General features: G+C 71.5%; 22 protein-coding genes. 6 read left to right on the top strand and 16 right to left on the bottom strand.

The genetic code is table 11. The features are described 5' to 3' along the window. Positions 1-26: 26 nt before the first annotated feature. The 9 genes from ACGFQ9_RS24280 to ACGFQ9_RS24240 all read right to left on the bottom strand — a co-directional run bounded on the left by ACGFQ9_RS24280 (position 27) and on the right by ACGFQ9_RS24240 (position 13,808). A complete protein-coding gene (locus ACGFQ9_RS24280; protein WP_393576443.1) occupies positions 27-4,727 on the bottom strand; it encodes a hypothetical protein in 4,701 nt (1,566 codons plus the stop codon). Between the two features lie 110 nt (positions 4,728-4,837). Further along, positions 4,838-5,350 carry a hypothetical protein gene (locus ACGFQ9_RS24275; RefSeq protein WP_393576442.1) on the bottom strand — a complete coding sequence of 171 codons (513 nt, stop codon included), beginning with the start codon at positions 5,348-5,350 and terminating at the stop codon, positions 4,838-4,840. Between the two features lie 19 nt (positions 5,351-5,369). After that, positions 5,370-7,049, bottom strand: coding sequence for a type IV secretory system conjugative DNA transfer family protein (locus ACGFQ9_RS24270; RefSeq protein WP_393576441.1), 1,680 nt, complete (start codon positions 7,047-7,049; stop codon positions 5,370-5,372). Next, a complete protein-coding gene (locus ACGFQ9_RS24265) occupies positions 7,049-8,596 on the bottom strand; it encodes a type VI secretion protein (protein ID WP_393576439.1) in 1,548 nt (515 codons plus the stop codon). Before ACGFQ9_RS24265 ends, ACGFQ9_RS24270 begins: the two co-directional genes overlap by 1 nt. Then, positions 8,596-10,125: an SCO6880 family protein gene (locus ACGFQ9_RS24260; RefSeq protein WP_393576438.1), complete on the bottom strand. Its 1,530-nt coding sequence runs from the start codon at positions 10,123-10,125 to the stop codon at positions 8,596-8,598. The genes ACGFQ9_RS24265 and ACGFQ9_RS24260 overlap by 1 nt, the downstream gene beginning before the upstream one ends. Before the next feature lie 3 nt (positions 10,126-10,128). Then, positions 10,129-11,991 carry a hypothetical protein gene (locus ACGFQ9_RS24255; RefSeq protein WP_393576437.1) on the bottom strand — a complete coding sequence of 621 codons (1,863 nt, stop codon included), beginning with the start codon at positions 11,989-11,991 and terminating at the stop codon, positions 10,129-10,131. A gap of 34 nt (positions 11,992-12,025) precedes the next feature. Then, a complete protein-coding gene (locus ACGFQ9_RS24250; protein WP_393576436.1) occupies positions 12,026-12,793 on the bottom strand; it encodes a hypothetical protein in 768 nt (255 codons plus the stop codon). Between the two features lie 5 nt (positions 12,794-12,798). Next, positions 12,799-13,125 (bottom strand): hypothetical protein, encoded by a 327-nt coding sequence (locus ACGFQ9_RS24245; RefSeq protein ID WP_393576435.1) that lies wholly within the window; start codon positions 13,123-13,125, stop codon positions 12,799-12,801. Then, the gene (locus tag ACGFQ9_RS24240) at positions 13,122-13,808 is read right to left on the bottom strand and encodes a hypothetical protein (RefSeq protein WP_393576433.1); all 687 of its coding nucleotides are present in this window, start codon (positions 13,806-13,808) and stop codon (positions 13,122-13,124) included. Before ACGFQ9_RS24240 ends, ACGFQ9_RS24245 begins: the two co-directional genes overlap by 4 nt. Before the next feature lie 587 nt (positions 13,809-14,395). Between ACGFQ9_RS24240 and ACGFQ9_RS24235 the strand changes: the two genes are divergently transcribed. Next, positions 14,396-15,475 carry a peptidoglycan DD-metalloendopeptidase family protein gene (locus ACGFQ9_RS24235; protein WP_393576432.1) on the top strand — a complete coding sequence of 360 codons (1,080 nt, stop codon included), beginning with the start codon at positions 14,396-14,398 and terminating at the stop codon, positions 15,473-15,475. 29 nt (positions 15,476-15,504) lie between these two features. Next, complete coding sequence (locus ACGFQ9_RS24230; RefSeq protein ID WP_393576430.1) at positions 15,505-16,194, top strand: hypothetical protein; 690 nt, start codon at positions 15,505-15,507, stop codon at positions 16,192-16,194. Here ACGFQ9_RS24230 and ACGFQ9_RS24225 read toward each other — a convergent pair whose 3' ends face one another. Continuing rightward, positions 16,195-16,404 carry a hypothetical protein gene (locus tag ACGFQ9_RS24225; RefSeq protein ID WP_393576429.1) on the bottom strand — a complete coding sequence of 70 codons (210 nt, stop codon included), beginning with the start codon at positions 16,402-16,404 and terminating at the stop codon, positions 16,195-16,197. 612 nt (positions 16,405-17,016) lie between these two features. On the opposite strand from ACGFQ9_RS24225, the gene ACGFQ9_RS24220 reads away from it, so the two are divergent. Both ACGFQ9_RS24220 and ACGFQ9_RS24215 read left to right on the top strand, forming a co-directional pair. After that, positions 17,017-18,018 (top strand): DUF389 domain-containing protein, encoded by a 1,002-nt coding sequence (locus ACGFQ9_RS24220; RefSeq protein ID WP_393576427.1) that lies wholly within the window; start codon positions 17,017-17,019, stop codon positions 18,016-18,018. Between the two features lie 428 nt (positions 18,019-18,446). Beyond that, positions 18,447-19,118, top strand: coding sequence for a GNAT family N-acetyltransferase (locus tag ACGFQ9_RS24215; protein ID WP_393576426.1), 672 nt, complete (start codon positions 18,447-18,449; stop codon positions 19,116-19,118). A gap of 95 nt (positions 19,119-19,213) precedes the next feature. On the opposite strand, the gene ACGFQ9_RS24210 is transcribed toward ACGFQ9_RS24215, so the two are convergent. Then, a complete protein-coding gene (locus tag ACGFQ9_RS24210; RefSeq protein WP_393576424.1) occupies positions 19,214-19,870 on the bottom strand; it encodes an NADPH-dependent F420 reductase in 657 nt (218 codons plus the stop codon). Between the two features lie 91 nt (positions 19,871-19,961). Between ACGFQ9_RS24210 and ACGFQ9_RS24205 the strand changes: the two genes are divergently transcribed. Beyond that, positions 19,962-20,354: a winged helix-turn-helix transcriptional regulator gene (locus ACGFQ9_RS24205; protein WP_393576423.1), complete on the top strand. Its 393-nt coding sequence runs from the start codon at positions 19,962-19,964 to the stop codon at positions 20,352-20,354. Between the two features lie 178 nt (positions 20,355-20,532). On the opposite strand, the gene ACGFQ9_RS24200 is transcribed toward ACGFQ9_RS24205, so the two are convergent. From ACGFQ9_RS24200 to ACGFQ9_RS24180, 5 genes are all read right to left on the bottom strand, one after another. After that, the gene (locus ACGFQ9_RS24200; RefSeq protein ID WP_393576422.1) at positions 20,533-21,150 is read right to left on the bottom strand and encodes a hypothetical protein; all 618 of its coding nucleotides are present in this window, start codon (positions 21,148-21,150) and stop codon (positions 20,533-20,535) included. Beyond that, complete coding sequence (locus tag ACGFQ9_RS24195) at positions 21,147-21,437, bottom strand: hypothetical protein (protein WP_393576421.1); 291 nt, start codon at positions 21,435-21,437, stop codon at positions 21,147-21,149. Before ACGFQ9_RS24195 ends, ACGFQ9_RS24200 begins: the two co-directional genes overlap by 4 nt. Before the next feature lie 23 nt (positions 21,438-21,460). Continuing rightward, positions 21,461-21,775, bottom strand: coding sequence for a hypothetical protein (locus ACGFQ9_RS24190; RefSeq protein WP_393576419.1), 315 nt, complete (start codon positions 21,773-21,775; stop codon positions 21,461-21,463). Beyond that, a complete protein-coding gene (locus ACGFQ9_RS24185; protein ID WP_393576418.1) occupies positions 21,775-22,335 on the bottom strand; it encodes an RNA polymerase sigma factor in 561 nt (186 codons plus the stop codon). Before ACGFQ9_RS24185 ends, ACGFQ9_RS24190 begins: the two co-directional genes overlap by 1 nt. Positions 22,336-22,504: 169 nt before the next feature. Next, positions 22,505-24,724 (bottom strand): MMPL family transporter, encoded by a 2,220-nt coding sequence (locus ACGFQ9_RS24180; RefSeq protein ID WP_393576416.1) that lies wholly within the window; start codon positions 24,722-24,724, stop codon positions 22,505-22,507. Between the two features lie 120 nt (positions 24,725-24,844). Between ACGFQ9_RS24180 and ACGFQ9_RS24175 the strand changes: the two genes are divergently transcribed. Next, positions 24,845-25,498 carry a TetR/AcrR family transcriptional regulator gene (locus ACGFQ9_RS24175; RefSeq protein ID WP_393576415.1) on the top strand — a complete coding sequence of 218 codons (654 nt, stop codon included), beginning with the start codon at positions 24,845-24,847 and terminating at the stop codon, positions 25,496-25,498. Positions 25,499-25,866 lie beyond the last annotated feature (368 nt).

The raw sequence follows: 25,866 nt of genomic DNA, 5'->3' as shown, positions 1-25,866 counted from the left end.
CCAGGGTCGGGGCGAGGCCGTCGTAGTTACGGACGACGTGCCCGTTCATCTGCCGGTTGTAGGCGTCGGTGAGCAGCGTGGCCCGGGCGGTGGTGACGGTGCAGTATTCCTCGAACGCCGACCGCATCGCGTCGGCCTTGTAGCGCATCGCGCGGGTGGCGTCCTCGTCCACCCCTGCGCCGTCCAGGGTGTTGACCACCATGGAGGCCCGCCCGAGCAAGGCCTTGGCGATGTGCAGCGCCGGGCGGCGCTCGGTGCCCTTGATCGCGTTGACCGCGTCGGGCACCTTGCCCGCGGCCAGGGACCAGCCGTACCGCTCGTTGTGGCTGACCTGGAGTGTCGGGTCGCCGAGGTACTCCCGCAGGAACTCCTGCACCATCGGAGCGGGGACCCAGTGTGCGCCGAGTTGGACGGTGAACTGACCCAGGCGCTTGGGCGGCGGCTGCACCGCCTCCAGCGCGGCGACGTTCACCGCGTACGTCGGGTCGGTGGCCGCGGCCTCGCGCCTGCTCCAGCTTCTGCCGTACCGGCCCGGACAGGTAGGCACCGGCGTGCTCCGGCTTCCTGGTGACCGGGTTGTCGAAGACCTCGGTGCCCAGGCGGCGGCGGGCCTCTTCGGGCGTGGTGCCGAGCAGTGAGGCGATCAGCGGCAGGTCCACGCCGCCGGTGGCGCCCATCACCGCCGTCAGCGCCGTCTTCGGGTCGTCGGTGGGCTGCAGGTCGCCGCGGCGGACCCCCGGTCGGCGGATGAGGACCTCGGAGGGCACCGGCCGGTCGTTGGCCCGGTCCCAGTGCTCCAGCCCCAGTACGGCGGCAGCGTTCGGGTCCTGGCGGAACCAGCCCCAGCCCGTGGGCAGCCGCTCCTCGGCCTCCAGGACGACACCCGTGTCGCGGGCGGCGGCCGCGGCCTCGTCGCCGGGCAGTGCCATCCGGGTCTGCCGGGGCCGCGACAGCGGCCCGTACTTCTCGGTGTAGGCGGTGTGCAGCCGGGAGAGCCGGCTGCGGACCTCGCTCGCGCGGGCCGGTTCGCTTCCGGTGCGGTCCTGCTCCTGCAGTTCGAGCGCGACGTCGCGCATCGACAGCAGCATCCGCAGCTGCTCGGTGCCCGCGGCGCCGTCCGCGGTGATGACCCGGACCGGGTCCGCGCCGTTGACGTGCTGCCAGATCCGCGCCTGGTCGTCGGTGTAGAGGCGGCCGGTGAAGTCCCTGGCATGCTTGTCGCGGGCGGTCTGCAGCACCAGCGGCGCACGGTCAGGCCCGTCCTCGTGGGGGATATAGCCCAGGCCAGCGGCGACCGCTGCGGCGGCGGTGGTCTCCATCCGCTCCCGCAGCAGCCCCGGGGCTGCGTCCGGGTCGCCCTGGACCGTCACCCTCGGCCCGAAGGGGCCCATCTCGGACGTCAGGCGTCCGAGCACGTTCTCAGGATGCTCGGTGAAGTAGGCGTTCACGTGGAGGGTGTTGCCGCCCAGTTCCCGCTCCGGCGCCTGGATCCACCCCTGGTCGCCCGGCTCCTCGTCCTCGGCTCGGCGGCGGAAGACCAGCACGTCGGCGACGACGTTGGTATCGGCGGTCTCCCCGAAGGTGTCGCGGGGCAGCCGGTAGGCGGCCGCAAGGTCGGCCCAGCGGGCCATGGCCTGGCGGCCCGCGGTGTCCTCACCGTCCAGCGTCCACCGGGACGTGATCACGGCCATGTAGCCGCCCGGCCGTAGCAGCGCGAGCTGCTTGATGATGAACCCGTTGTGCAGGGTCTGCCCGTCCGCGCCGAAGCGGCGTTCGCCAAACGGGGTGTGGTGCGAGAACGGCACGTTTCCGACGGCCAGGTCGAACGTCCCGGTGGGCGCGTCGGTGTCGGCGAAGGACTCGGGCAGAACGTTGGCGTGCGGGTAGATCCGGGCCGCGATCGCCGCACTGGTGGGGTCCAGCTCGACGCCGGTCAGCCGTGCGGCCTGCGGGGCCACGCCGAAGAACGCGCCCGAGCCGCACCCGGCCTCCAGGACCTCCCCGCCGTCGAATCCGTACGCGGCCAGGCCCTGCCACATCGCCTCGGCGACGCCTTGCGGGGTGTAGTGGGCCGACAACACCGCCCGGGACGCCGCCCGCCATTCGAAGGGGTCCAGCAGATCCCGCAGCTCGCCGCGCACCGGGGAGTACGACTCCCAGAGGGCATGATCCGCCTTGAAGCGGCCCTCCCGCTCCCCTCCGGGCAGGTAGACCGGCTCCTCGGGGTCCGGCTCGTCCAGGAACACGGTCGGGACCGAGCCCCAGCCCGACCAGCGGGCCAGGACTCGCTTCTCTTCAAGGGTGGCGCCGCGGCGGTCACCTTCCAGAGTGCGCAGCACCTTGACGGCTTCGAGGTTCGCCTCGGCGCGGGCCTGCGGGCCGCGCGGCAGGTCGGCCGGGTCGGGGCGGAACCTCGCTACAGGTTCTCCAGCTCCCTGCGGATCGCCGCCAGTTCCGCCGCTTCCGGACTCACCGGCGCCGTCTGATCGGCGGTGTCCTCCGGCGGCGGCAGCATCTCGCGCAGCACCTGCTCCCGCGCCGTCGCCGCGATTTGCCGCATCTGGCCGACCCTGGCCTGGTAGTCCGTCTCCGGCGCCAGGCTCTCCTCCAGGTCCTCCTCCGCCGCGGCGATCGCCTCGCTCATCTGCGCCGCCAGCGTCCGGAAGAACCGGTCCGGGTCTTGCATCTGTGCCAGCTCCCGGGGCCGGAACTCCTCCCAGTGTCGGCGCAGCAGCGTCTGGTACTGGCTCGTCGTCATCCGCCTCGTCTCCCTCCTGCTCGCTGACGGTACCGCCCAGCGCGGCCCTCTGCGCCGCAAGCCGGGACTGGTCCACTCCCCGCCGCTCGACATCGCCGCCGGCCTCTCGCACCTGCTCGATCACCGCGTTGATGCCGATGAGCGCGGCGCCCATCGCCGGGATGCGCCGCTTGGCCGCCTCCCTCTCCTGCTTGGGCAGTTCCGCGTTCAGGGACTGCTCGCGCAGATCCTCCGTGGTCCGCTCCGCGATCCGCGCCAGCTCCCCCAGCAGCCCCTCCTCGAAGCTGTACGGGTAGGCGCGCATCACCTGGCCCGTGAGCGGGTTCCTCACCTTCGTCTGCGTCGGCAGCCGGGACGTGAGAATCTCCAGCACCCGGTCGACCTCGCGGGAGAGTTCCGTCGGCCTGCGCCGAAGCCAGGACACCAGCGGGTCGTGCGAGCTGATCGGCAGCGTCACCTGCCGCTCGCGCCCCCAGGTGCGCCGCGGCAGCGTCTCCGGGTCCTGGTCGTAGCGGTGCACCAGGGCGGCCATCGCCGCCGGCCCGGAGTCGAAGTCGCCGATGCTGCTGCGCTCGTCGTAGGTAGCCATGGCCCGGAACTTCCGCCCCTGGCGCACCAGGTAGCCGTAGGTTCGCTCCGAGCCGTCAATCCGAATCTGGCGGCGGCTGCCGAGCTCCGAACCCAGGGCCGCGCGGGCGGCCTCCGGGTGCTGCTCCAGGCCCCGCCGGTCCCACTCACCTTCCACGGCCCGCAGGCGCTCGGCCCGGGCCTCCTTGACCGCTTCGCTGTGGGAGTAGGCGGACTGCTCCTTGCTGGCCCCCACGAGCGACCCCAGGTCGGTGCTCTCGGCTGCCAGGTCCTCCAGCGTCATCTCGCCCACTGGCGTCCGTTCGCCGTAGGACCGAGCCCGCCGCAGGATCCGTTCCTCCTTGAGGGCCTGGCGGCGGTCGGTGACCTGGTCGTGCAGCTCGTGGGCGCGCGGCAGATGCGTCCACGCGGACCCGATCCGCTCGTAGGCGCTCTCCAGCGCCGCATCGTCCAGGTCCGCCACCGCCGGACCGGCCAGGATGCTCCGCGCTGTGCGGACGTGCTGCTCGGCAGTCACCTCCTTGTTGCGGCGCTCCAGCGTCTTGTAACTCTCCTCGGAGGAGTGGAACGGCGACGTGTAGAGCGTGTTCTGTAACCACGCGCGCTCGGCGGCAAGGTCCTCTTCGCTCAGCTCGGTGACCGCCGCCGCCGTCGCCACCCGGTCCATCAGCCGCTGGCCACGCTCCTGCCGCAGCGCCTGATACCGCCGTTCCACCGTGGTGGTGTACTGCCGCGTCCGCTCCGTCTTGGCGGCTTCCTCTGCCGCCACCAGGTCCTCGTACGAGAGGCCGGTGAAGTCTTCCGGCTCCGGCTCCGGCTCCGGCGCGGCGGCAGGTGCTGCGGCCGGAGACGCAGCCTGCTGTGCCGGGACGGCCGCGGCGGGCGCCGGTGAGGCGGTCAGGTCATCCGGCGTCTGGCCCGGCCCCAGCACCACGATGTTGCGGTCCTGCCGGGAGAACGCCGTCAGCACCGCGGCGAGGTTGCGGTCGCGGGTGCCAGGGTTCCATTTTCGGCCCGTCGCCCACGCCTGCCGTTGCCCGGACCAGTACAGATTCCCGGCCTTCACCGCCCGCCGGTCGGCGTCGTTGTCCTTGTCGGTGCCGTACACCGCGGCGACGCCGTCTTCCTCCCACCGCACCCACACCCGGTCACGGACGCCCGGGTCGGCCACCGCCCGGTGATGACGCGCGGCCAGCACCGCGAACGACGTCAGCCGCCCGTCCCCGAACCCGTCACTCACCAGCCGCGTGTCACCGGCCCGGCCTACCAGGGCGTCGCTGTACCCACGGCGGGCAGCGGAGGCGATCTCGGCGCCGTCCGGGCCGAACACGGTGACCGCGCTGCCCTTGATGAGGGCGTGGTAGCCCTCCACCCCCTCCACCTGTTGAGCCCCCTCGGGAAGGGGCAGGGGACCAGACGGCGCGGCTGGGTCTTCCTCGGGCGCGGAGAGCTGCTCCAACGGTCTCCCTCTCTCCTTCGGACAGCGGTGATCTACAAGGGTGCGTTGAGCTCTGCTTCGCGGCGGCTGAGCTCGGCAGCAGCCGGGTGGCCGGCTGGGGCGCTCGCCGCATCAGAGACCTTCACGTACAGGTCGAAGGCTTCGTCCGCGCCGGGGGGTGCGGGGACGCGGGGCGGCGGGTCCTGATGGGTGCCGGTCGCGCAGGCGGGCAGCTTCAGGCGGGGGGTGAAGGCGTGCAGGGTGCTGATCCAGTCGGCCTCGGCCAGTTCGCGGGCCGGCTCGGCTTCACCCGCGTACGTGCGCATCCACCCGGCGTAGAGGGCGGTGAGGTGCTCCACGACCGCGGGGTGGCGGTACCAGCAGTGGGTGATCGTGTTGTGGAGTTCGAAGGTGGTGCGGAGCCACTCCACCCAGCCGGCGAGCTCCGTCAGCCGGATCCGCCGTTCTGTGGGTTCCATGGCGGCCCACACCCACCGCTGCGGTTCGGGTTTCTCGGGGGCGCCGGGCGGCAGGGGCCAGAGGTCTGCGGGGTTCAGGTCGGTCACGTACGCCTCCGGGGGGCGGTCAGGGGAGGGTCTTCGTCCCGGCGTCGGCCAGGAGCTTCTTGAGGTCCTTCTCGCGGAAGGTCAGGCGCATCCGGACCTTGATCGGGGGGAGGTTGGTGTACTGGGCGATCGCGGTGAAGTCGGGGAGTTGCTGGAGGGAGTGGACGGGGGCGAGGTCGGTCTCGGTGGCCGAGGTGTTGGTGGAGTGCTCGCCCCGGGAGCGGCCGTGGCTGGTCTTCATGACCTCGGTGCGGCCGTAGAGGCCGGAGAAGTAGCGGAGGGTCTCCAGGTCGCCGCAGCCGGGCAGCAGCATGCGCAGGCCGCTCGCGGACAGGACTGTGTTGGCCTTCTGGGTGCCGAGGGATTCGCGGAGCTGGGAGAGGTCGTGCCAGACCGTCAGCAGGGTGATGCCCATGCCGCGGCCGGTGGTGAGGATGTTGGGCAGGCGCGGGTAGCGGAGCATGTTGCCGGCCTCGTCGACGAGGATGCCGACGCTGGGGTCGATCGGCTTGCCGGTGGTGTTGTAGCGGGCTTCGGCCGCGTGGATGGCGCCGGCGATGAGGGAGCTGATGAGCGGGGCGAAGCGGTCGGCGTCGGCCTCGGAGGCGATGATGCAGATGGTGCCGTGTTCGTCGAGCCACTGCTCGAAGGTGAAGTCGGAGCGGGCGCAGGTCTCGCGGACTTCCTCGTCGGCGAAGACCCGGGCCAGGACGTTCAGGCTGAACTGGATGGAGCCGACTCCGTCCTCGTGCAGGCGCAGCCAGGGTGAGGCGTAGTCGTCGGCGACCTCCTCGAAGCCGTGGGTGAGGAGTACGGCGCGGACGTGGTCGACGGCGTCCTTGCCGAGCGAGATCCAGCGGCGCATGTCGGCGATGCCGCCGCCGGAGAGGTGGGCGGCGAGCAGGATGCCCTTGAGGACGCTCTTGGCCTGGTCGACCCAGGGTGCGGCCCGTTTGTCGGCGCTGGAGGAGGATGCCTCGGCCAGCCAGGCGGCCATCCGGTCGGCGGCCTTGGCGTCGGTGCAGTACTCGACCGGGGACCAGTGGTCGGTGGCGCGTCCGGGCACGCCGGCGGGGGCGATGACCCAGACGGGGCCGATGGCTTCGCGGCGGGCGCGGATGATGTCGAGGTCGGCGGCCTTGGTGGTGGTCACCACCAGCGGGCCGGCCCATTCGGCGGCGTTGGGCAGGACCAGGCCGGTGGTCTTGGAGGAGCCGGGGACGCCGAAGACGGTGGCGGAGATGTTGGGCTGGGCGGCCACGATCTTCTTGGTCCGCAGTCCTCGCCCGGCGGTGATGCGGTTGGTCCGCTTCGTGGGGTCGGTGTGCGCGGACATCCGCCGTTCGATCTTCCCGCCGCCCCACTGGGCTCCGCCGGACCGCCCGCTGGAGGACAGCACGGAGGCGGCCTTGACGATGACGGCGCCCAGGGCGAGGACCAGCAGCACCGTGAGGGTGTAGAAGAGCCAGGCGGGCGGGGCCGGCTGGTAGACGGAGTCCGGGCCCTTGGCCAGGGCGAGGATGACGGTGGCGGGCACGCTGTCGGTGCTGCGGGCCCAGCCGCCGCCGGACAGCAGGGAGGCGAATGGCCCGGCAAGGTGGACGGCGCCGCCGACGACAAGGACCAGGCCGAAGCCGTAGGCGGCGAGGATGGTGTTGTCGTCAAGGCCGGCGGTGGAGGGCCCGGTGCGGCCGGACATCAGACCACCATCCGTTCGTCGGTCTCGAACAGTGCCTGTTCGGTGTGGGAGAGCATCAGCTGGACGGCGTGGCTGCCGCCGCCGCGGCCGACCTTCCACAGCGCCCGGCCGCGCTGGCCGGCGCCCCAGCTCGCGATCAGGTCGCATTCGGCGTCGGTCAGGCCGATGGCCTCGCGGGTGATGCGCAGGGGTGCGGTGTCCTGGGCGAGCTGGATGCGGGTCTCGCAGGAGGCGATCAGGTCCTTGGCGATGGCGACCGCCTCGGAGCCGGAGGCGCCGACGCTCTCGAAGTCGGACAGGCGGTGGGTGGCCAGGACCTGGATGGTGCCGGTGGCCCGGGAGAGCCGCAGGTCGGCGTCGATCTTGCGGACCATGGCGGCGCCGCCGCTGCGCATCTGCCGCCACAGCTCGTCCCGGACCACGACCCAGGGCCGCTCGCCGGGCCGGTCGATGGCGCTCTGCGCCCAGGAGGAGACGCAGCTGAGGACCATGGCGACGGTGGCGTCGCCGTACTGTTCCAGGGCGCTGATGTCGACGGACTGGATGGGGGCGTCCCAGTCCAGGCCGATGGAGGTCTCCTCGTCGAACAGGCCGCCCAGCGATCCGGTGATCATGCCGCCGAGGGCCGAGCGGAGGGAGGCCATCTGCTCGCGGGCCAGCTGGATGTCCTCGCCGCGGACCCGGAGTTCGCGGGCCATGGCGGTGGTGGGGTCGCGCAGGACCTCGTACACGGCCGGGAGGGTCGGCGTGCTGAGCACGGTCTGGCCGTGCAGTTCGCCGGTCACCTCGCGGACGGCGATGTCGAGACCTTCTTCCTCCTGCGGGGTGAGGTCGCGGCGCAGCTGGAGCTCCAGGAGGGCCTTCAGGAGGGTCAGGCGGCGGCGGTGGATCTCCTTCAGCCGGCCCTTGAGGACCTCGGGGTCGGTGACCTTGTGGAGGTCCAGGCCGAGCGGGCCGGCGTCGAGGGGGTTGAGCCGGCCGGGCAGGCCGGGGCCGAGGCGGACCGGCTCGACGCCGAGGTGCTCGCACAGCGCCTGGTACTCGCCCTTCACGTCGCCGGCGATCAGCGTGCGGTGCCCGAGCGCCATCATCCGGAAGGCGAGCGCCTTGATGTGCGCGGACTTACCGGAGCCGGGAATGCCGGTGATCATGACGTTGGGGTTGGTGGCCAGGCCCTCGCGGACCCAGGCGGCCGGGTGCGCGGAGAACGCCTGCATGGTGAGCGTGTTGTAGCCGATGTAGACGCCGATGGGCGGCAGGGAGGCCGCGTGCAGGAACGGGTAGACGCCCGAGGCCCGCTCGGTGTCGGCGCGGAAGACGTCCACGTTGGCCAGCGAGGCAGCGCGGCCAGCGAAGGGCTGGTTCCATCCCTTCTTCGGAGCCACCCGCATCGCTGTCGACGGGTCCTCCAGCAGCCGGGAGCGGCGCAGCTCCCTGGCGGAGAGCTGCCGGGCCTCCGGCACCTGCCCGCTCGCCTCTATGAACTCCGACAGCGCCACCGACTTCAGGCCGGTGTCTGACTTCCTGCGATTGCCGAACAGACCCATCAGATCCCCACCCGCCGCTCCGGCAGCCCCTGGCCAAGAGGCAGCGCCGAAATCGCGAACGCCGCGTCCTGGGCGCCCCAGACCCGGCGCACCTCCAGGTTGGCGGCGGAGGCGTCCGCCTGGAGCTCGGCGCAGGCGGTCTCCAACTCTTCCCGGTCGGTGACGGTGACCGCGACCAGCGCGGTGAACCGCAGCACGCCGTGACCCGAAGCGCGGGCCGCGTCCTGGGCGGCGGCCGTGGCCGCCTCGCGCCGCTCGTCCTCGGACTCCGCCCGGCCGGTCTTGGCCCGCAGGGCCCGGGCGGTCTGCCGCTTGGTCTTCTCCCGCGCCAGCTCGGAGCGGGCCCGGCCGGGGCCGATCGGCTCGTAGACCAGACTCAGGGTCCGCCGCGCGTTGGACTTGGGCCGCAGCAGCGGCTGCAGGAACGTGGCGTACACGTCGCTGCGCGGGAAGGACCTCACCTGGTAGCTGACCGTCCAGGCACCGTCGTGCCGGTAGACACCCCAGCCGGCCTCCGTGGCCGCCGGGCCCGCCAGTTCCGGGTCCACCCCGCGGGCGGCCCCCTGCCAGGTGGGGTCTTCGGCCTGTGCGGCGCGCGTGCTCAGGGCCTGGTGAGCCTCGGGGTCGTAGGCGGTACGGATGACCTGGGCCATGGCACGGGGGTCGAGCCACTCGACGATCTGGAGGCCTGCGCTGCTCACCGCGCCGTGCATGGCGTTGATCTCGCGGACCAGGACCGCGGCCGCGCCGATCTGTCCGCCGCCGGCGCCCTTGACCGCGAGCCGGGCCCGGGAGGCCGACAGCGTCACCGACAGGTAGGTCTCCCGGACGGTGGCGGCCGGACCGGCTCCCTCCATCAGCTCCTCGAGCGCCTGGACCGCGGCCTCGGGAGCGTCCGCCGAGGTGTGGCGGGCGGTCCAGGAACGCAGGGCGGCGCCGTCATCGGGCAGGGACCGCTGGTGGACGGAGATCCGGACGATCGCCCCGTCCTCGGTGCAGTGGCTGCGCAGGAACGCCGCCCAGCCGGCCACGCGCGCGTTCTGCCGCTCGGTGTCGATGAGCGCGAGCCCGGGATAGGTGACTTTGCACGTCGCGGTGTAGGTGTTGTCGACCGGGTTGTGCATGATCGCGAGAGTGCCGCCCAGTCCGTCCGGCGCCTCCAGCAGCCGGAGCCGGGCCAGGGTGCCGGGCAGGTCCATCGGCTGGGTGTCGTCGGCGCCCCGCCGGGGGGCGAACAGCCCGGAGAAGAAGACGTTCTTGTTCGTTGCCACGGCGATCTGGTGCCTTACTGCGAGGACGATCCATACGTCGGCGGTCAGCCCCAGCACCCGCCCGTAGGCGAGGAGCAGGAGCAGACCGGCCAGCGGGAGCGCGACGGCCGCGCTCGCCCAGGACCGGGTGTAAATGGGGATGAGCGCGATGACGGCTCCGGCGGCCACGAGCGCGAAGCCGAGGCCGGAGAGGTTGCCCATGAAGCCCATGCGCTCGGACTGCCAGCCGCTGTAGACCGACGGTTCGGTGTACGACATCGGTCAGCCTCCGTTCTTGCCGGGGCGGGGCGGGAGTCCGTTGGGCGTGCTGCTGACGACCTCGCCCTTGATGACCTTGGGCTGGCTCGGCAGCTGCGCGGGGGGACTCTGCTCGATCGCAGGTTGCGCCGGTGCCGCTTGAATCGCCGGAGTGGCGGGCGTGCGGGGGCCGCCCTGCTGCGAGGGGATGTCCTTGGGAGGCTGCTGCGGTGCTTCGGTGTCCTGCCCGCCTTCGGGGTTCCGGGAGCGCAGGTTCACGTGCCCGGCGCCCGAGGCGGGTGCGCCCAGGCCGGCGTGCGCGGCCATGTTGGCCATGGCACCCTCCGTCATGTTCTTGCCTGCGGCCGCGATCTGCAGGCCCGCGGCCACCGCCGCGCCGACTCCGGCGCCCTTGCCCGCGGTCTTGGCGGCGCCCGATGCCTTGCCGCCGGCCTTGGACCAGAAGCCGCCGCCACCGCCGCCGCCCGGGCTGTCGGACTCCAGGGCCTTGGTGTAGTCGCTGCCGCCGCCGACGGTGCCCGCGCCTGACGGCGCCGCCGGGCTGCCGCCGAACTTGGAGGAGAGCGAGGAGCCCACGCCGTCCAGGAGTCCGGATCCGACGGAGTTGCCGTCGCCGGCCGAGGTGAAGGTCATGAAGCGTGCCAGGACCGGCCAGCTGACGCCCGCGAGGATGAAGATCATGAGGCCGACCAGGACGTTCTTCACGCCCTTGGCGTCCGTCATGATGAGGAAGCCCACGCTGAAGCAGAGGACGATGACGGGCTTGACCAGGATGATGGTGATCAGGGCGTTTCGGGCCTTGGGCCACCAGTCACGGGTGGCGTCGGCCATCTGACCGGCCAGCACGATCGGCATGCTGACGACGAGCAGCAGGATGGCGGCCTGCCGGACGAGCATCTCGATGTAGAGGGCGCCCACGGCCAGCAGGCACAGGACGCTCATGACGATCACGAAGCCGATGATCTCCGTGGAGACGGCTGTTCCGTGGATCAGGGGCTCAACGGACCCGCCTCCGACGAGCCCGCCGAACATGGTGCCGAGCTTCTCCTTCATGGCCGCTTCGGCGCTCTCCTCGCCGGTGCCGCCGATCGTGAACTTGATCAGCTCTTCCGACAGGGTGTCGGACCAGCTCAGGGCGCTCTGGGTGGCCGCGAGGTAGACGGCCAGGATCGCCGCCCACTTGGCCAGCCCGATGATGGCGGTCGCGGCAGGTCCACCGCTCTGTGAGACCCCGACCTTGCCGAACTGCAGGAGCAGGAGAAAGGCGGCGACGAGTGCGGAGATCCCCCAGGTGATGCCCAGGGCCTTCCCGATGCCCGTGTCGGCCAGCTTGACGGTGGAGATGTCGTTGAAGCCTTCAGCGAACTGGTTCAGCAACCAGATCACCGAGGAGCCGAGCATGCCCGCGGCCTCTTCCAGGGCATCGGCCGCCATCTTCGAGATCTGCCCCTCAGCCCACTTCACGGCCGGCGACGTCGCGAGTTTGCCTGCATCCAAATGGCAGGACTGGAAGGGCTTGCGGTTCTTCTCGACGCACTCGGTGAGGAACGCATTGAGCTTGTCATAGTCCGGGTCGCCCTTGTTCTCCGCGCGCCACCTCCTGAGGCGATCCATGTCCGCCGCGTGCTGGCCCTCCGGGGTCAGTGCATCATCCTCAAGGCAGGGCGAGTGGGCGGGCTTCTCCTCGCAGCCCGTCGGCTCGCGGCACTGCTTGCGGGCCTCCTCGTTCGTGTCCTCCAAGTTGCAGTACTCGCCGGTGACCTTGTGGATGCCGACCCGAAAATGGCGCAACTCCTCCGGGTAGGGGTCTGGTGGCTTCGCTCCGGCGAGCGCTATGGAGGTGCTCGACGTGATCAGGATCAACATCGCGCCGACCACAGCTCCGAGCCTGGCAAGGAACCTAGCCACTGACCCGCCTCCAGCCGTCGTAGAAGGCGTACTTGCTGTCGGGGTAGTAGCTGTTCGGGACGAAGTTGATCTTCGGGTGCTTGGACTCGTCCGAGACCTTCCAGTCACCGTCCTCCCACTTCAGGACCAGACTGGTGAACTGATCCTTCAGCGGGTCATCGTCGACGCCCGTGTTCCGGTTGACGGCGTACCGGTCGTAGACCAGCCAGATCTTCACGACGTCACCACTCTTGTCCAGGCTGCGTGCCAGAGATGCGGTGACGGTGGTGGTGAAGGTGAGCCCGTCCGGGCCGGCGCCGGACGGTGGCAGCCCGGCGGCCTCGCGGATCTTTCGGACCTCGGAGACTCCACGGTCGATCAGCTCGGGCGAGGCTTTGGAGGTGATGGCCTTCCACTGCTGCTCGGCCTGCACATCGTCGATGAAGGCCAAGTCCTGCCAGTAGCCGATACCGGCGGAAAGCGCGCCAAAGCCGGAATGTTCGTAGCCCCTGCCGATGCCCTTGTCGTGGACCGTGGGCTTCAGCGGCTTTACCGGCGGGACACTCGCCGGGGTGTACTCCTTGGTACCGGTCGGCGGCGTTGCGCCGGAGCCGGACGCCTGCGCCTGCCGCCCGGTCGCTGCGGGCCTGGCATCCGTACCGGTCTTGCCTCCCGTAAGAGTGGCGAGTCCGATGCCCCCGGCCACCACGGCCGCGGCTGCCCCGACCGCGATGCCGATCAGTCTCAGGCGGGCCCTGCGCGCCTTGCTCTGAAAGTCCATGCGCGTCAGCCCGTCTTCGTCAGGCCGTAGAAGAGCATGACGAGCGAGGCGGTTACACCGATGCCGCCGCCACTGATCAGGCTCCAGAGAATGGCCTGCTTGCCACGCGCGGCAAGACCGGCACGCTCGGTGTTGTGGCCGATGGCCACGCAGGCCCAGCCGGTCAGGCCGCCCAGGGTGGCCAGCGACAGACCGATGCCGGCCGTCCAACCCAAGATCGATCCGGTCGCTCCGCTGACCTCGGTGGGCACGGTCGGCGTGAAGGTCGGTACAGCGGGAGCCGGTTCGGCGGCGAGGACGAACGTGTTGGCGGCTTCGAGCAGGGCACTCATGCGGGCACCTCTTCTTCTGCAGGGGCGGGTCGGAGGGATAGGGCGACAGGGGCCACCGGAGGCGCCGGCCCCCGGGCCGGGGCGGGGACCGCCGCTGCGGGCAGCGGCTCGCCCCAGGTGTGGCGGGCGGAGGCGAGCACGGCACGGGCGATCTCCTCGCCTGCCTCACGGGTCTTGCGTGCGGTGATCCGGTGACCGTCCGCGAGACCGTGCGTGTGGATGCGGTCGTCGAAGGGCACGTGCACCACGGCCGAGACCTGCGGCTGGAGCATGGCGGCCGCAGCGCGGACCACCGCCGGGGGCCGGCCGCCCCCGAGCTGCACCAGGGCCACGACCATGCGCCGCAGGGGCAGCCCCTCGGCCACGATCGCCCGAATGGCCCGCTGCAGGGCGGCGACACCCGAGCCGGTTGCCGGTGCTGCCAGCACTGGCACTGACATCGGCAGGGAGCACCACTCCGCCGTGAGGGCAGGTGTGCCGAATGCCCGGGCGGCGACGAGGTCGTGCGTGATCGGGTGCGCGGTGTCGGCTACGACGACCTGCCACCCGCCGGCCGCAGCGAGTTGGTGCCACGCGCCCGGCGCGGTGGGCAGGGGCAGGGGTGGCGCGCTCCATTCCTGGTGATCGGTCAGGACGTGCCAGGGCCTGCCCGGCCCGGAGCAGTGCGAGGCTGCAGCACGCACCTGGGCGGGCGTGATCGGGCGGTCAGGCGGTACCGACGCCAGTCCGGCGCCCGGCTCGCTCACCCAGGTAGGCCAGTGAGAGGTCAGCCGGGGGCCGGTGTCGAGGAGTACGGTCTCGGCCGCCGGCGCTAGGGCGGAGGCGAAGAGACCGGCAACTGTGGACCTCCCCGTTCCCCCCGTGGCGCCCAGAACCGGAACAATCAGCCGAGTTCCGTCCGGGAACGCAAAGGAACCCTGTGCTTTTCTCGCCAACGCTCCCCCGTGCATTGCAAAAGTAATCAGATCAGCTCGGTACGACGAGCTGGGCCCCGGCAGTCTAATCGTGATCACCGACAACGCCAGTGGTGCCATTGTTGCTGCTGAAGTGTCAATTCCCCTACAACAAAAGCCAGTTGTCCAGGATAGGGGGGTTTGGGTCATTACTTGCCGCCTTGATCGCTTCCGAAAGGGCGACCGGGCACCCTTTCGCCTGACCCCTTTGGGGTCGGAAACGAGATGTGGCAGGGTGAGCGCGGGGATGACAGCGCAATGTAGATACTTTTCAGCCGCTGTCTTGAAAGCGACGTAAAGCCAAAACGGGGGAGTGCTTGAACGTCAAGCGGGGGTTGTTACTCCTTGCCGTACTGATCGCAGGAAGTCCTCTGGCTCTGGGGCTCGGACTGATCCTTCTCATCGGCGCGAGCGAGGACGACAAGTCCGATCCGGGGTTCGATGACCGCTACGACCTCGTGGCCGGAACGCTCCGGGTCGGCCCCGGCTACGTGCCCGCCAAGTACGCGGGCCTGATCCAGAAGGCGGCCGCGGCCTGCGACCAGGGCCTGTCGGCGGGTGTCCTGGCCGCCCAGATCGAGGCCGAATCGAGCTTCAACCCGAACGCGATCTCGTACGAGGACCCGATCACCAAGACCCGCCCGATCGCTTACGGCATCAGCCAGTTCATACCCTCGACCTGGAGGGTCGAGGGCCTGGACGGCGACGGGGACGGCGACAAGGACGTCATGGATCCGGCCGACGCCATCCCGTCCCAGGGCAACATGATGTGCAAGCTGCTCAGGACGGCGAAAAAGTACCCCCACTACAACGGCAGCCCGATCGAGCTCGCGCTCGCCGGCTACAACTCCGGGTGGGGGTGGGTCGACTACTACAAGGGTGTACCCCCGCCGAGATTCGCGCAGGGCCAGACATACAACTACGTGAAGTCCATCATGAAGGGCGTCGCCCGGCTCACCGCGCCGGACACCTCCGGCCAGCCGCCGATGTACGGGCAGTGGTCCAAGCCGGTCAACGCGCGCATCGGCACCGGCTACCGGGTGCCCGGCGGAATGTGGTCCAGCGGTTATCACACGGGGATCGACTTCCCCGTCGGCACCGGCACGCCGGTGCACGCGATCGGGCCGGCGGTGGTGGTCTCGGCGGGATCGGCCGGCGCGTACGGCAACGAGGTGGTCCTCCGTCACGCCGACGGGATGTACAGCCAGTACGCCCACCTGAGCCGCCTGGACGTCCGCGCCGGACAGCAGGTCCAGGGCGGACAGGCCATCGGCCTGTCGGGCAACACCGGCAACTCCAGCGGCCCCCACCTCCACATGGAGGTACGCACCGGCCCCGCCTACGGGTCGGACGTCAGCCCCGTGACCTACATGCGGTCCAAGGGCATCCAGATCTGACCGTCCCGGCTCATCCGCAGGAGCACCGCATGTCCCATACTTCCCTGGCCGACGACACCGAACTGCTGCCGTGGGGCGAGGTCACGGCCGCGTTCTGGCAGCATCCGGCCGAACCGGCCCCGACGCCGCCCGGGACCCCCGAACCCAGCCAGGAGCCCGGGACCCTGACGACGGCCGAACCCTCCCTTGCCGCACCCAAGGCTCCCGAAAGTCCCGTCGCCGAGGTCGAGTCCGACTTCCCGGACGTGCAAGGAGACGAGAGTGAGGCGGTGCCGCAGGAGTACAGCGGCCGGATCGCCGGCATCACCGAGGTCATGGCCTCGCCCGACGACCGCGACCGCCTGGCCTGGGCGGCGGCGGAGGCCGAGCAGCTGGACCGGGAGCTGGCGGAGCGCTTCGGCGAGGCGCACGCCCACACGATCAATCTCCGTGAGCTGCGCGGCTGGCTCGCTCTCGTCTCCGGGCAGCCGGCCACGGCTGCCCGGTGGTACCTGCACACCACCGGGCTCCACTCTGCCGCGTACGGGCCGACACACCCGTTGACGCACTCTTCGGCCATGCGGGCCCTGCACAGCTGGCGTCAGATCAGGGATGACGAACAGGTACTCGGCCTCGCCTCGGAACTGGAAGTCATGCTGGGGAAGGTGACCGGTGAGGACAGTCGGCCCGTGGAGTTCGTGCGCACCCGCGCCGCCCGTCGGCGAGCCGAGCGGGGCTGATCAAGGGCGCGGCGTCGTGCGGGGCGCCAGAGGCTCGGGCGCCGTGGGTCCCTGCCGGTAGGACGAGGGGGCGAAGTCGCCGGCGGTCGCGGACGGTGCCGGTCGGCTGCCCGCAACGGTGACCCGTTCCTCGGCCTCGCGCGCGTGCCTGAGGGGAGCCACGATCCTCATCTCCTCGCGCAGGGCGCTCTCCTGGTACATCTCCGTCACGGTCTGGCGGTGACGGATGGCCACCATCCGCCGGGCAGCCGCGCTGCCTCGCGCCGCCTGTGCCTCATCTGCGATACCGGCGTCCAGGCGAGCGGCCAGCACGGCGATCCGGTCCGGCAGCGCGGAGTCTGGCCTTCTGCGACGCCGGGCTGCTCGACGCGCTCGACGGCTGGTGCCGCGACGGCCGTACGCTCCGCCACGCGCCACCTCCCGGGCCGTGGCCCGCCTGCTGTGCCTCGACCGGGTGATGAGGGACGCCGGCTCCTCGGCACCGCCCGGTTCCGCCACACCTCCGCCCGCACGGCCGGCCGGGACGGGCGTTGCCGGATCCGGAGGCCTTGGGTCGCAGCGGTACGGGTGAACCGGGTGCGGGTGGGAAACGGGACCTTGGCGTCGATCGCCATACAGGTATGACGGTGCATCAGAACATGCCGCGACAGGCCTCCCGCTCCCTCCCCACAGCGCGCGTCCGGCGACCGTGCGGTCGTGGGGATCGGGCGGGACGGGGCGTGCCGGGGTGTGCCGCCGCGTGGTGCCGTGTGCCGGGTGCGACGTCGGGGTCCGGTCGTGTTCCTGCCGGGCCCGGCGCGTTCCGGTCCGGATACTGGGGACATGCCAGGCCAACTCCGCGACAGAGTCCTGCCGGACCGTCAGCGCCGTTCCCTGGAGGACCTCCAGGAGGATCTCGATCTTTCGTCGGGGGACACCCAGGCGAAGCAGTCGGCCTTCTGGACCATGCTCACGCTGTCGTCGGTCATCGCCGCGGGCGGGATCCTGACGGACTCCACGGCCACCGTCATCGGTGCGATGATCATCGCACCGCTGTCCACCCCGATCATGGGCATCGCCCTCGGAGCCGTACAGCGCCGCCGCACCACCGCCGTGGCCTTCGTGGCCGGGGGGTGTCTGCTGGTGGTCGTGATCGGCGCGGTGGCCTCCCTGGTCGTACCGCCCTCCTACGATCTGCTGAGCAACAGTCAGATCTCGGGCCGTACGTCCCCGGGGCTGCTGGACCTGATCGCCGCTCTGGCCACGGGCTTCGCCGGCGCCGTGGCTCTGGCCCGCAAGGACGTCGCGGCCGTGCTGCCCGGTGTGGCGATCGCGATCTCGCTCGTACCGCCCCTCGTGGTCACGGGCGTCTGCGCCGGGCAGACGGCGTGGTGGCTCGCGCTGGGCGCGCTGGTGCTCTTCGTTTCCAACCTCCTCGCCCTCGTCTTCGCGGGCATGGTCGTCTTCGCCGCCCTCGGTTACACCCGCACGCCGGCACGGCACGGCGGGCGGGCCACGCGCCGCGCCTACGTGATGGTGGGGCTGCTCTTCGCGGCCGTCCTGCTCCCGCTCGCCGTCAACACGGTGACCACCGTGCTGCTCAACGTCTGGACGTACCGGGCCAAGAGCGCCGCGGAGCGATGGCTCTCGCAGAGCCCCGGGGCGGCGGTCACCAGCGTCGACGCGCAGTCCAAGACCCTGTACGTCCATGTCCGCTCCCCCGGTGACCTGCCCCCGGTCAGCGATCTGCTGAGCGACCTCGAAGGGCAGCTCCCGGCGGGCATCTCCGTGGTGGTCGACACCACCCTGGGGCAGCAGATCACCGCCGGTAAGGTCGGGGGATGACCTGCCCCGGCGCCGGTGTTCGGCGCACGTGTCCGGCCAGGGCACCAAGTCCGGGACACGGTGCCTGGACGGCCTTGAGCCGGGCGTGACCGGTGGTGGCGATCGATACCGGGTTCCAGCGGGGTCCACTCAGGACGCCGGTCGCGCGTCACGCGTGCGGCTACCGCCTGCACCGCCTCTCACTCCCGCTTACTCCCGCTGGTTCGACCCGCGATGGGGTCCGGGGCGCCCCGGCGGCGCCTGTTGAAGCGACCCGCCGCGTCTCTCACAACCCGGCCTGCGGAGACCGGAGTGATCGCCGTGCTGCTTGTCCCCCGTTGCGAGCGACTCACCGTCACCAGACAGGGCCGGTGTCCTCCGCGATCCGACGCACCCGCTGATGTAATAATCATTCAGTGCATTGACCTGTTACCTGCGAAGGGGGAGTCTTGCCTTTCTCGCACACGGCCGAGGCCGTACGGGCATGGGTTCACGGATGGTCCGCTTCGCGCGGTGCCGCCGAACCAGTGCCCTCCGCCTGGGGTTTCACCGTCGACGTGGGCCTGTCCGGGCACGTCATGCGTCACGTCCTGCACTCTGCCGACGAAGCGGTCGTCCGCAAGATCACCGAGCATGTCACGGCACCCGGCGTCTGGCTGAAGGCCTTCGTTCCACCGGAAACGCTCGAACCCTGGCTCGCACCCGGCTGGCAGCTCGCCGGCGGAGCCGGCTACCTGATGTCCGCCTCGCTGCGCGTCGTCACCCCCACCCGGGTCCTGGGCCCCGTCCCTGAGGGCTACCGGATGGACGTCTGGACGCGTGATGGCGTCACCCGTGCTCTGGTGCGCACCGCCGACGGCGCTTTCGCCGCGCGCGGCCAGATCGCCGTCACAGGCCACACCGCCGTCGTCGACCAGGTGGAGACGGACCCGGCCCACCAGCGCCGCGGTCTGGGACGCATGGTGATGGACAGGCTCAGCGAGGCCGCCACGGAGCAGGGCGCCACGGCAGGCGTGCTGGGCGCGACGCCAGAGGGTCGGGCCCTGTACGAGTCGACAGGATGGCGCGTACTGGCCCCGCTGACCGGCGCCGTGCGGGGGTCCGGCCCCGTGGACACCTGACGGAACCGCAGAAGTCGTAAGCCGGTTCACCCGGGGCCGCGCGGCACGGGCGGCCGGCCGGCCCGGCCGGCCGGCCCAACGGGTCTTCACACGGCTCACGCTCCACCTGTGACCGGGTCCGGGAAGGCGTTGCGCGGGGTGCCACCGGACCACCAGACCCCGATGGCGAACGCGGCAGCGGCTTCCAGGTATGCCGCGCGGGCCAGCCCGCCCGCCGGCAGGGGCACGCAGCCCATCGACGCGATGATCGCGGCGATCCGCTCCGCGGACCCGGCGTCGTCCGTGCAGAACGGCACGGCCGGCGGGCCCGACGCGAGCCCCTCGAACGTCTCCCTGGACTGCGTCCATACGCTTTCGTGCGCCAGGTTGAAGGCCTTGACCACGTGTGCGTCCGGCGCGGCGTCCGCGATCAGCCGGGCCACGGAGACGCCACCCGCTGTCGTCAGCAGCACGCCGTCCTCGGCCGGCACCAGCGCGTTCGTGCAGTCGACGACCGTCCGGCCGGCGAGAACTCCCGCGTGCTCCGCGGCCAGCCGGGGCGCCACGTCCGCGGGCACCGCCAGCAGGACCACGTCCCCGTACTCCGCTGCCTGCACCGAAGTACCCTGCCCGGCCGCCCCGGTACGCCCGGCCACGTCAGCGGCCCTGGCCGTGTCCCTGCCGCCCACGAACACCTCGTGGCCCGCCCGTACCCAGGCGCCTCCCAGCACCGCCGCCATCGAGCCCGTACCGATGATCCCGATCCGTGCCATGTCTTTCCTCCCCGTTCCGTCGGTGGTGACAGGAACGTACGGGGTCCGATGCACACCAGCCGGTGTCCGACCGCCCGTGGAGGATGGGCAGATGGAGAAGCAGCCGCTCGACCTCCCCGAGGTCGCGTACACGTCCGACTGCCGCGCGCGGGTGGCCTTCGAGGTGCTCGCCAACCGGTGGGATCCGGTGGTGCTGTTCACGCTCGGCGAGACCGGGCCCATGAGGCCGCGGGCCCTCATCACCCGAATCGGTGGCATCAGCCCGAAGGTGCTCAACGACGCCCTGCGCCGACTGGAGTACAACGGCCTGGTCGAACGGCGCCCCTACGCCGAGGCACCGCCCCGCGTCGACTACGCCCTGACCGACGCGGGCCAGGCCCTGCTCGGCCCGATGGGCGCGATGGGCGCCTGGGCCGCCCGGTACACGGACGACGTACTCGCGGCCCAGGACCGCTTCGAGACCCGCACCGGGTCAGCACCCTGACCGTGCGTACCTGTTGGCGGGTGATAGTGCGGGTCCGGCTGGAGTTCGGCCCGGATTCGGGCGACACGGCGGCCGCCCAGGCCCTCAGCGACGAGCACTTCCCCGAAGTGCGTGCCGCTGCCCGAGTCGATCGCCTCGCAAGCGCAAGCAGTTCCGCCTGTGCAGGTCCGGTCGGCGGTCAGTGGTTGTGGTTGTGGTCGGCGGGGGTGGTGAGGGGGCGTTTGTAGTAGCGCCAGGGGAACCAGCCCGCGCCTACGGGGGTCCAGCCCTCCGCTTCCATCCGGCGGTGGCGGCCGCCGGAGGCCAGGGTCACCCGGCAGTGCTCCCACGGGTGGTCGGAGGCCTCCACCTCGTGGAACAGCGCGCCGTAGCCGACCAGGTGCCAGCCCTCGCGTCCGGCTTCCGCCAGGGCGGCCATCTCGTTGAAGGCGGACAGTGGACTGAGGATGCGGCGCTCGGCGGTGCCCGGTCCGCCGGCGGGCGGGCGGGAGGCCGAGGCGTCCGCCGCCTTGCCCGCGAAGCGCTGTTGGGCGGCCTGGCGGCTCACTCCCAGGACGCGGCCGACACTGTCCCAGCTGTGTCCGGCCGCCCTGGCGCCCTGGACGGCCTCGCGGAGCAGCCGGCTCGCCTCCTCGGCGCCGACCCGCGAGGCAGCCACCAGGCGCAGGTATCCGTCGGGGTCGTGTTCCAGGGATGCGGCCAGGTCCTCACGGGCGCCGAGCACCGCGGCCGCGATTCCGTCCCGGACGCGGGCGGTTTCCTCGGGGCCGAGGAGCGGCTCGCGCTCACCGTTCACCGGCGTGCGCCCGCGAGGGGCTCCAGCGCGTCGAGCACCTCCGCGTCGCGGCGCGCCCGGTCTGCGGCCTTACTGGCGGCGGCCGTACGGGCGGCGTGTGCGCCGATGGCGGCGATGAGTGCGAGTTCCGCCACCATCAGCACCGCCCAGGCGGCCGTGCCGAGCCGGTCGGCGAACATCGCGGTGAGCGCGGGCAGGATCGCCGCCACGGGGAGCAGGGCGGTGAACGAATCGGTGGTGGAGGAGGCGCCCTCGTGCGGCGTCTTCTTCGAGTTCAAGATCGACATGCGTCAAGGAAACCTTGACGTGATCATCTTGTCAAGATCTCCTTGACGCCCGCCCGGTGGTGCTCCTGCGGGGCCGCGGTGGTCAGTTGGCACGTGCCGTTCTCGCAGGAACGCTGCAGGCGGCCCCTGGAGAGGGTCTGCAGCAGACCGATCGTCCAGCACATGGGGCATCCGCGCAGCGCCAGTACGCCGACCGGCAACAGCAGCAGAGCGACCGGTCCGACGAGCGGGATCAGCGCCACCGAGCCGATGATCCCGCCGAAGCCCAGCACGCCTCGTACGAGGTGGCGGGGCAGGGAGGAACTCGAGAAGTCGGCCCCTTTGCCGTTGGTTCGCATCAGGATTCCCTCCGGTCTCCGAGTGGGGCCGGGCCGGCCAGTGCGGTGCGGAGCTCCGTGCGGGCCCGGTGCAGACGGGACTTCATCGCGGCCGTGGAGAGGCCCAGCGCGTCGGCCGTCATCCGCCCGCTGTATCCCTGGATGTCCCGCATGACGAGCACGCGGCGCTGGTCCTCGGGGAGGGCGGCGACGGCCGCGGCCACCCGGCCCGCTTCCAGACGCTGCAGCACCTCCTCCTCGGCCGAGCCCACGGCGGCGTCGTACTGCGCGGGCACGGGGTCGTGGAGCACCGTCCGCGCACGCCGGAGGCACTCGTTGCGGACGATGCGGAACATCCACGACGCCAGGGCACCGGACGCCCGCAGCATCCCGATCTTGCGGTACAGGACGATCAGCGCTTCCTGTGCCGCGTCCTCCGCGTCCTGCGGAGTGGCGCAGAGGAAGCGGGCGAAGCGCTGCACGTTCGGGTGGGCGCCGGTCACCAGAGCGGTGAGCGAATCGACGTCACCGCGCTGCGCGGCGACGACGAGCTGTTCCCCGGGCCAGGTCACCTCAGCCACGCGTCCGGCCCCGCCTCCGCAGTACGGCGACACTGCAGGCGCACAGCAGCACGGCCCCGACGGCGACCGCGATTCCGACGATCACGATGTTCTCCCTTCTCCGTACCGGCCCTTGCCGGTACGGAGATAAGAGGCACGGGTCACCGGAAAGGATTCACATCCGTGAGGATCACATCCCGGGGGTGTCCGGGATGGGCATCGGGCTCGGGCTCGGGCTCGGGCTCGGGCTCGGGTTCGGGGCCTTTGGTGAGGTGCTCTCCCTCAGTCCTATGCGGTCGTGCAGGCGGCGCAGGGGGGCCGGGGCCCACCAGTTCGCGGGGCCGGCCAGTCGCATCAGGGCCGGTACGAGTACGCCCCTGACCAGGGTCGCGTCCACCAGTACGGCCAGGGCCATGCCGATGCCGAGCTGCTTGAGGAAGACCACCTGGCCGGTCGCGTAGGTGGCGAAGGAGACCGCCAGGATCAGTGCCGCCGCGGTCACCAGCGGGGCGCTGCGGGCGATTCCGAGCGGTACCGAGCCGAGGGCGTCGCCGGAGCGGTCGTACTCCTCCTTGATCCGGGCGAGGAGGAAGACCTCGTAGTCCATGGAGAGGCCGTAGGCGATGCAGAACATCAGGATGGGGATGCTGGGCTCGATCACTCCGGTGGGGGTGAAGCCCAGCGGACCGGAGAGCCATCCTTCCTGGAAGACCAGGACCAGGGCGCCGAACATCACCGAGAGGCTCAGGACGTTGAGCACGGTCGCCTTGAGCGGGGCGATCACGCTGCCGGTCATCAGGAAGAGGAGGGCGAAGGTCACCGTCACGATCAGGGCCGCCACCAGGGGCAGCCGTCCGGTGACGCCGTCGCGGTAGTCGGTGAGTTCGGCGGGGTAGCCGCCGACCCGGACCTCGAACGGCGCGGCCGTCGCGCGGATCTCGCGCACCAGGCCGGTGGGATCGTTCTCCAGGCGGTCGGAGGTGGGGTGGACGGCCAGGCGCCGGCCTTCGCCGGCGGTGAAGCCGTCCGCCGGTCCGGGGCCGGTCCGCTGTCCGGCCCGGTAGGAGCCTGCCGCGGAGTCCACCCGGGCGACGCCCTCGATGCGGGAGAGTTCGGCCGCGTACGGGCCCACCGCCGCGGGGGTCGGCGCCGTGGCGACCACCTGCACGGCGTCCGCCTCCTCCACGGTGAACCCGGCGCGTATCGCGTCGTGCGTCTGGCGGGCCGGGGCGGAAGCCGGCAGCACCCGGTCGTCCGGCAGCCCGAACCGTACGCCCAGGAAGGGCGATCCCAGGAGGAGCAGGACGGCCAGTGCGGCGCCGCCGAAGGCCAGCGGGCGGCGCATCACCCGGGTCGCGGCGGTGAACCAGAATCCGTTCGCCGGGTCGGGTGCCGGTCCCGGGCGCTGCACCCGGTGGCCGAGGAGGGCGAGCGCGGCGGGCAGCAGCACCGTCGCGCCGACCACCGCGGCGAGGACCACCGCGACGCCGGCGTAGGCGAAGGAGCGGAGGAAGGGGAACGGGAAGACCAGGAGCACGGAGAGGGAGGCGGCCACCGTGCCGCCGCTGAAGAGGACGCCGCGACCCGCGCCGCGCACCGTACGGGTGATCGCCCGCGGGACGCCGTCGCCGTGCCGGAGTTCCTCGCGGTAGCGGAAGACGACGAACAGTCCGTAGTCGACGCCGAGTCCGATGCCCATCACCAGCGCGATGTTGGAGGCGAAGGTGGACACGTCGGTGAACGCGACCACGGCGCGCAGCAGGGCGAGTGAGCCGAGTACGGCGAAGAGGCCGGTGCCGAGGGTGACCAGTGCGGCCGGGATCCGCCGGTAGACCAGCCAGAGCAGGAGGAAGACCAGGGGGAGGATGACGAGTTCGGCGCGCAGGAAGTCCTGCCGGGCCTGTTCCATGGTCTGCCGGAAGACCTCGTCGCCGCCGCCGACCTGGACGGTGACGGTGTCGGTGGTCCGCGTGAACTCCGGGGCGAGGCCGGGGAGTACCTCGCGCCTCACCTGGTTGGCGTCACCGGGCAGCCAGGCCAGCACCAGTGCCTGCCGGCCGTCGCGGCTGCGCAGGGTGTCCGGGCTGCCGGTGCTCCAGTACGACCAGGCCCGGCCGACGCCGGGGTGGGCGGCCAGCTCCCGGTCGAGCGCCCGGCCCGCCTCGGCCACGGCGGCGTCGTCGACCGTTCCCTGCCGGGCCGTGACCAGCAGGGCCAGGTTGGGGCTGCCCGTGCGGTAGTCCCGGGCCAGGGTGTCGCGTACGCGCATGGACTCCGAGCCGGGGGCCTCGAAGCGGCTGAGCGAGAGCGCGTTGAGCGTGCCGGCGGCGACCACGCCGGCGAGCAGGGTCACGGCGATACCGATCGCGACGATCCACCTGGCCCTCTCCACGATGAACCTGCCGAGCAAGGGTCCCCCTCGGATAGATTTTGCGAATGATGATTCGTGTTTGCCGCGCGCCGAAAGATTACGAATAATCATTCGTGTTTTCAAGTGGTGCCCGGTGGGCGGACTCTGACGGAGGATCGGATGACGGCAAGGACGGCCGAGGGGCAGGCGACACCGCCCGCGCGGCGGCGGCAGGCACGTGGCGAGCTGCGGATGGCCCAGATCCTCGACGCCTCGGCGGCGGTCTTCGCGCGCGCCGGCTACGAGAAGACCACCACCATCGCCATCGCGGCCGAGGCGGGCATCTCACCGGGCTCGCTGTACCAGTTCTTCTCCAACAAGGAGGCCATCGCCCAGGCCCTCGCCGACCGCTTCGTCACCCAGTTGCGGGCCGCGCACCAGGAGGCCTTCGACTCGGCCCGCTTCACGGCCCTGCCCCTGGACGGCCTGCTCGACCGGATGGTCGACCCGATCGTCGCCTTCAACGTCGCCAACCCCGGGTTCAAGGCGCTCTTCGCCCGCCCGGACATGCCCGCGGGCCTGACCGACGCCGCCCGCCCCATCCAGTCGGCGATGCTCGGCCGCGTCGAGGAGATGATCGCCGCCCGCGCGCCGCGGCTGCCCGCCGCGGAACGGCTGCTCACCGCGCGCGTGGCCATCCAGATCTTCCAGGCCATGGTGCCCCTCGTCGTCACCGGCGGGGAGGAGGAGCGGCCCGCCCTGATCCGTGAGCTCAAGCGCGCTCTGCACGGCTACCTGGCTCCCACGATCTCCGCACCGCCGGCCGGCGGCTGAGGCCGCGGCGGGCGCGGGCGGGAAGAGGGGGTGGGGGCCGGCGCGCACGGGGATGGGGCGCCGGCCCCCGGGAAGGGGTCACCGGTTCGGGGGAGTCCGGCGGCCCGTGGTGCTGGGCGTCCCGCATCGGGTCCGTCAGTGCGGACCTCGGACGCGGTAGCGGTTGAACTGTAAAGCATCGGGTGGCGCGGCACACCCCCGGCCCCGTCCGCACCTCCAGGGTATGACATGGACACGCCATTTCTTGCCGGAGGGGTCACCCCGGGAGGACGACGTGGCCGTCCGTGCCGGAGCCGTCCCGCCCGCGGCGGACAGTGCGCGACGCACGGGACCGGATGCGCGTGACCGCGGGAGCGTGACCGGCGGTG

Source organism: Streptomyces sp. NPDC048603 (assembly GCF_043199475.1).
Classification (GTDB): Bacteria; Actinomycetota; Actinomycetes; order Streptomycetales; family Streptomycetaceae; genus Streptomyces.
This window is presented reverse-complemented; position numbering and strand designations above follow the sequence as displayed.

Bases quoted from the DNA above. Each gene is read 5' to 3' on its own strand.
- ACGFQ9_RS24250 (WP_393576436.1), bottom strand. From the start codon at position 12,793: ATGGACTTTCAGAGCAAGGCGCGCAGGGCCCGCCTGAGACTGATCGGC.
- ACGFQ9_RS24195 (WP_393576421.1), bottom strand. From the start codon at position 21,437: ATGTCGATCTTGAACTCGAAGAAGACGCCGCACGAGGGCGCCTCCTCC.
- ACGFQ9_RS24245 (WP_393576435.1), bottom strand. From the start codon at position 13,125: ATGAGTGCCCTGCTCGAAGCCGCCAACACGTTCGTCCTCGCCGCCGAA.
- ACGFQ9_RS24175 (WP_393576415.1), top strand. From the start codon at position 24,845: ATGACGGCAAGGACGGCCGAGGGGCAGGCGACACCGCCCGCGCGGCGG.
- ACGFQ9_RS24190 (WP_393576419.1), bottom strand. From the start codon at position 21,775: ATGCGAACCAACGGCAAAGGGGCCGACTTCTCGAGTTCCTCCCTGCCC.
- ACGFQ9_RS24205 (WP_393576423.1), top strand. From the start codon at position 19,962: ATGGAGAAGCAGCCGCTCGACCTCCCCGAGGTCGCGTACACGTCCGAC.
- ACGFQ9_RS24265 (WP_393576439.1), bottom strand. From the start codon at position 8,596: ATGGGTCTGTTCGGCAATCGCAGGAAGTCAGACACCGGCCTGAAGTCG.
- ACGFQ9_RS24210 (WP_393576424.1), bottom strand. From the start codon at position 19,870: ATGGCACGGATCGGGATCATCGGTACGGGCTCGATGGCGGCGGTGCTG.
- ACGFQ9_RS24220 (WP_393576427.1), top strand. From the start codon at position 17,017: ATGCCAGGCCAACTCCGCGACAGAGTCCTGCCGGACCGTCAGCGCCGT.
- ACGFQ9_RS24270 (WP_393576441.1), bottom strand. From the start codon at position 7,049: ATGTCCGGCCGCACCGGGCCCTCCACCGCCGGCCTTGACGACAACACC.
- ACGFQ9_RS24260 (WP_393576438.1), bottom strand. From the start codon at position 10,125: ATGTCGTACACCGAACCGTCGGTCTACAGCGGCTGGCAGTCCGAGCGC.
- ACGFQ9_RS24230 (WP_393576430.1), top strand. From the start codon at position 15,505: ATGTCCCATACTTCCCTGGCCGACGACACCGAACTGCTGCCGTGGGGC.
- ACGFQ9_RS24255 (WP_393576437.1), bottom strand. From the start codon at position 11,991: ATGTTGATCCTGATCACGTCGAGCACCTCCATAGCGCTCGCCGGAGCG.